Below are 2556 nucleotides of genomic sequence, written 5' to 3'. Positions count from 1 at the left end.
TATATTCACTTGCTTTTTTAAAGCTTGGAGTAAAATTAGAACTAAGTGTAATAGTACCTGTATTTGTAATACCATTGTGTATGCTACCATGATTGATGATATTCATAGAGCCTTCGTTGTTAATGCCATTTAAGATAATACCATCATGCTTATTAACAAGTTTATCTATAGTACCATGGTTATTCATACCATAGCTAATATCCATAGTGCTTGCTAGTGGAGTTGCCTCTTTACCTATGGTTCCTGAGTTGATGATAGTTCCAATATGGGCTTTGTCTTTATTGTCTTTAGTTTTTGTATTTGCTAGATTGCTAATGCTTTCTATATTGCCTTTGTTGTCTATAATGGTAATAGAGCCGCTATTGGCTAGAGTTTGTTGGATAGTACCTTTATTATCAATACCTGAATTGATTTTTCCACTATTATCTAAACCTTTTTCTAAGATAGCACCCTCATCATTCATCAAGACATCTAAATTATCTTTGTTTTCAAATTCATTGTTTATATTACCATGATTATTAAATATACCTATCTTGCTTGTATCATCTCTAGTGATTGTCATATCACCATTGTTAGTGATAGAACCTACGATAGAGCCATTTTTTAAGTCTAAATTACCCTTAGCACCCTCATGGTTAATGATAGAACCTACTTGACTTTCATTTGCTAGTGTAATACCATCACCACTAATAGTGCCTTTATTTTCTATAGAAGATATAAAGCTTTGATTTAGATGGATACCTTTTTCAATGGTGCCTTCGTTAAAGATAGTGCCTATTTGAGAATTATCTTTTAAGTCTATAGAACCTTGGATGGTTTTTTCATTGTTAATGGAAGTGATATAAGACTTACCATTAAGAGTGATATTACCTGTGATAGATCCTCTGTTTAAAACAGAACCAATGATTTTAGATTCATTGTTAAGATTGATATTGCCCTTAATAGTGCCTTCATTTTGTAAGGCTGTGCCATTTGGGTTGTATGTGAAATCTCCATTTTTATTAGAAGATAATGCTGTTATGATAGCACCATTTTGTAAGTCGATTACATTACCATTATTAATGGAAGTTCCATTGTTGTTAGTACCTATAGTGCCTTTATTGTAAATCCCTGCAGTGCCTCCTGCAATGATAGCGTTTTCACCTTCTGCTTTGATGTAGTTTTTGATTTCTTGTTTGCTTCCAAGATAAACACCAGATCCGCTTTGTCCTAATATAACGCCAGTATTTTCAATAGTATTAATTTGATAAGAATTTTTAGAATCACTTAAATTGATCCCATGTCTACCAGCTTGTATAAACCCTGAATTGTTTATGTTTTCTATAGTCATAGAAGATAAATTATCATTAGTTCTAGAATCGATCATAGCAATACCATCATTCTCTGCTATAATCCTTCCATCGTTAGTAATGGTTTTTACTTCAATAGAATCATAACCTCCCCAACCAAGATCTTGCAAAACAATTCCATTTTTTGATTGGATTAAACCTTTATTGTTAATAACTCCAAGCCGCACTCCTTGATAAAATATCATGCCAAACTCACTAGCAAAGATTGTACCTGAGTTATTAATTACACCACCATTAGTGGCATTACCATTTTCAAATCCAAGCAATATGCCTTTTGCAATCAATCCATAATTATCTATAGTGTTAAAGCTAGAAGCAAAAACACTAAATTCTCCATCAACAGTTCCTTTATTAGTTATATTATCAATTGTTCCTCTGATAGCTTTAATGCTACCTATAAAACCACCATCATTGTTTAAATTTTTTAAAGTTCCACCGATATAAATACCAGATACAAAACCGCCATTTTGATTATTTAAAGTTCCTAAGGTGGTACTACTATTAATATTTACACCATATCCTTTTCCATTACTTTGTATAGTGCCACTGTTATTAATTGTCTCAATTTGCGAATTAGTTTTTGTTTCTATGCCTGTTGTTGAACCTATGATTGTTCCACTGTTATTAATTGTCCCAACTTTCGAATTACTTTCTACATGTATACCTGATTGTCCTGTGATCATGCCGGTGTTATTGATGTTATCAACAGTGGCTCCTACATTAATATACATTCCATAGTGGCTTCCACCTTGTATGGTGCCACTATTGGTTATAGTGTCAATTTTTCCTGCATCGGTTTTGATACCACTAACACTACCTTTAATCACTCCTTGATTATCAATGGTTACATTATTAGCATTACTACTTACCATAACACCTTGCCCATTGCTAACTTCAATTTTACCATTTTTATCTATGGTTAAAGTACCACCATTGGATCCACTAATAGTGATTTGTTGTTTTTGTTCATTACTTATCGTACAGTTTGTATTACTGCAATTACCACCACTGATATTTTTTTGGTTTTTGCTAGTTATTTGGATAGTACCACTTGAATGGTTATGATCACTTATGATGTTTGCATTAGCATAGCTAGCTAAAAATGAAATAGTTGCTAAAGAAAGAAAGGTTTTTTTCGTAAAAAATGAGAGTTGGTTTGATGAATTTAAAGAATGTTTGATTTGGGAATTATCGATTCCCCCCCCCC

General features: G+C 32.5%; 1 protein-coding gene. It reads right to left on the bottom strand.

What is annotated here, in order from left to right:
• The coding region (locus CKA54_RS07695; RefSeq protein WP_172586685.1) for a hypothetical protein at positions 1-2556 on the bottom strand (2556 nt) is incomplete at both ends.

This window comes from Campylobacter sp. P255 (assembly GCF_003627915.1).
GTDB lineage: Bacteria > Campylobacterota > Campylobacteria > Campylobacterales > Campylobacteraceae > Campylobacter_D.
Note: the sequence above shows the minus strand (reverse complement) of the source record. Positions and strands in the feature narration are given on the sequence as shown.